Raw genomic sequence first — 2317 nt, forward strand, 5'->3', positions numbered from 1 at the left:
AGCGCGTCGACCTGGGCGCGCAGGCGATCGACGTGCGGCAGCAGCGCGATCGCGGTCGGCGCCGGCTCGGCGCTCGCCGCGGGCTCGGGATCGATCGCGAGCTCGGCGGTCGCCACCGGTTCGGCCGCCACCGCGGGCTCCGCCGTCGCCACCGGCTCGGCGGCCGGCGCGTCGGCCGCGGGCTCCGGCTCCACGGCGGCCCGCTTCTTCGATTTGCGGGCCTTCTTGCCCTTCTTCGCCGTCTCCCGGGGCTCGCGGCGGCGCTCCGGTCCGATCATCATCGGCGGTCGACTCCCTGGGCGTGCGGCGGGCGAGGGACCATGCGCGCGTCCATCCTCGCACGCGCGCCCTACCCTTGTCCGATGCCGCCGACCTGGTTCTGGATGCAGGTGGCCCTCGTCGTCTGCGTCCTGTTCAGCATCGCGATCGCCGCCGTCAAGCTCTGGGCATGACGCCTTTCCCGGCCCGCGACCGGTGTGCGATGATCGGCGCGCCGGCGGGCCCCCGCCGGTTTCGCGCCCAGTGACCAGCACGCCAAGGAGTTCCATGTTCGGCTCGATCGTGGTCGGAACCGACGGTTCGGACACCGCCAAGCAGGCGGTCAAGGAGGCGGTCGACATCGCCGCATCCCTCGGCGCCCGCGTCGAGATCGTGTCGGCCTACGAGCCGGTCTCCGGCGCCCGTCTTCGCGAGGAGGCCAAGCAGGCCCCCGCCGACGTCGAGTGGATGGTCAACGAGCGCGCCGACGTCGAGGTCACCCTCGGCCAGGCGAAGGACTACGCCACCTCCAAGGGCGTCAAGGACGTGCGCACCTACGCCCGCCAGGGCGACCCGGCTGACGCGATCCTCGACGTCGCCGAGGAGTTCGGCGGCGACCTGATCGTGGTCGGCAACAAGGGCATGACCGGCGCCAAGCGGTTCCTGCTCGGCTCGGTGCCGAACAAGGTCAGCCACCATGCGCCCTGCTCGGTGCTGATCGTCCGCACGACGTAGCGAGAGGCGCTTGGCGTCCTGCGATCATCGCCGGGTGCCCGCCCCGGACGCCCGATCGCCGATCGCCCCGCCCCCGCTCGACCACGAGCGCTGGATGCGCGAGGCGATCGCCGAGGCGCGGATCGCCGAGCAGCACGGCGACGTCCCGATCGGCGCGGTCGTGGTCGCCGACGACGGCACCGTCCTCGGCCGCGGCCGCAACGAGCGCGAGCGCGACGAGGACCCGACGGCGCACGCCGAGATCCTCGCGCTGCGGGCCGCCGCCGCGGCGCTCGGCAGCTGGCGCGTCCACGACGCCACGCTCTACGTGACGCTCGAGCCGTGCGCGATGTGCGCCGGGGCGATCGTCCTGTCGCGGGTCCCGCGGGTCGTCTACGGCTGCACCGATCCGAAGGCCGGAGCCTGCGGCAGCGTCCTCGACGTGACCGGCGAGCCGCGCCTGAACCACCGGCCCGAGGTGCTCGGCGGGATCCTGGCCGACGAGTGCGCCGGGCTGCTGCGCGCGTTCTTCGCCGCCCGCCGCGGCCGCTGATCCGATCCCACGGGATACCGTGTCCGCGTGCCCCCGAACCCCCTGAAGCCGATCCAGGACGCCGTCGAGCGGGTCCTCCACGAGACCGGCGCGGCCGACTTCGGCCGCAGCGTGTCGAGCATCGACGACCTCACGGCCGAGGTCCAGCACGTCTACAAGCGCGTCGACGACATCGAGCAGCGGATGGAGCAGATCGTCCCGCTGCTCGAGCGGCTGGTCGTCGTCGCCGAGGAGCTCGAGCGCGAGATCTCGCCGATCAGCTCGCTGGTGTCGAAGATCCCCGGCTCCGGCGCGCGACGGCGGCGACGGCGGGAGCAGGCGGCCCGCGCGGCCGCCGCGGCCCTCGGGCAGGGCCAGGAGCGGCCCTCGGCGGTGGCGAGCGGCTCGATCGCCGCGGGTCCGCCGCCCGGCACCACGGGCGCGACCGGCATCCGGCCGCCGCGCTGAGCCTGGACGCGCCGACCCCGAGACCGGCGGGCCCCGGCGCGACGTCAGGCGGTGGGCGGCTCCGGGCCGTCGACGCCGGCCTCGGCGAAGGTCTCCATGTCGCGGTGCAGGCGGCCCGCCTGCTCGATCAGCGGCAGCGCCAGCGTCGCGCCCGACCCCTCGCCGAGTCGCAGCCGCAGGTCCAGCAGCGGCTCCAGGCCGAGCTGCGCGAGCACCGCGCCGTGGGCCGGCTCGGCCGAGCGGTGACCGGCGACGAGCCCGTCGCGCACCGCCGGGCAGAGCCGCACCGCGGCCAGCGCCGCGACCCCGACCGCGAAGCCGTCGAGCACCACCGGCGCGCGCCGC

4 protein-coding genes and 1 pseudogene are annotated in these 2317 nt (G+C 75.3%); 3 read left to right on the forward strand and 2 right to left on the reverse strand.

Annotated elements, in window-relative coordinates; genetic code table 11:
* Positions 1 to 281: pseudogene (locus tag PAI11_RS23425) on the reverse strand (hypothetical protein); the annotation flags it as partial.
* Between the two features lie 265 nt (positions 282 to 546).
* Between PAI11_RS23425 and PAI11_RS23430 the strand changes: the two are divergent.
* Genes PAI11_RS23430 through PAI11_RS23440 form a run of 3 tightly spaced genes read left to right on the forward strand, consistent with a single transcriptional unit; the run spans position 547 to position 1972 of the window.
* Positions 547 to 993 (forward strand): universal stress protein, encoded by a 447-nt coding sequence (locus PAI11_RS23430; RefSeq protein ID WP_007579527.1) that lies wholly within the window; start codon positions 547 to 549, stop codon positions 991 to 993.
* 34 nt (positions 994 to 1027) lie between these two features.
* Positions 1028 to 1525: a tRNA adenosine(34) deaminase TadA gene (tadA, locus tag PAI11_RS23435; RefSeq protein ID WP_007579529.1), complete on the forward strand. Its 498-nt coding sequence runs from the start codon at positions 1028 to 1030 to the stop codon at positions 1523 to 1525.
* 27 nt (positions 1526 to 1552) lie between these two features.
* Positions 1553 to 1972, forward strand: coding sequence for a hypothetical protein (locus tag PAI11_RS23440; RefSeq protein WP_007579530.1), 420 nt, complete (start codon positions 1553 to 1555; stop codon positions 1970 to 1972).
* A 44-nt stretch (positions 1973 to 2016) separates the two neighbouring features.
* Here PAI11_RS23440 and PAI11_RS23445 read toward each other — a convergent pair.
* Positions 2017 to 2317 (reverse strand): nicotinate-nucleotide--dimethylbenzimidazole phosphoribosyltransferase (locus PAI11_RS23445; RefSeq protein WP_138974528.1); only part of this gene is annotated, 301 nt, incomplete at its 5' end.

Source organism: Patulibacter medicamentivorans (assembly GCF_000240225.1).
Lineage (GTDB): Bacteria > Actinomycetota > Thermoleophilia > Solirubrobacterales > Solirubrobacteraceae > Patulibacter > Patulibacter medicamentivorans.

Bases quoted from the DNA above. Each gene is read 5' to 3' on its own strand.
- PAI11_RS23430 (WP_007579527.1), top strand. From the start codon at position 547: ATGTTCGGCTCGATCGTGGTCGGAACCGACGGTTCGGACACCGCCAAG.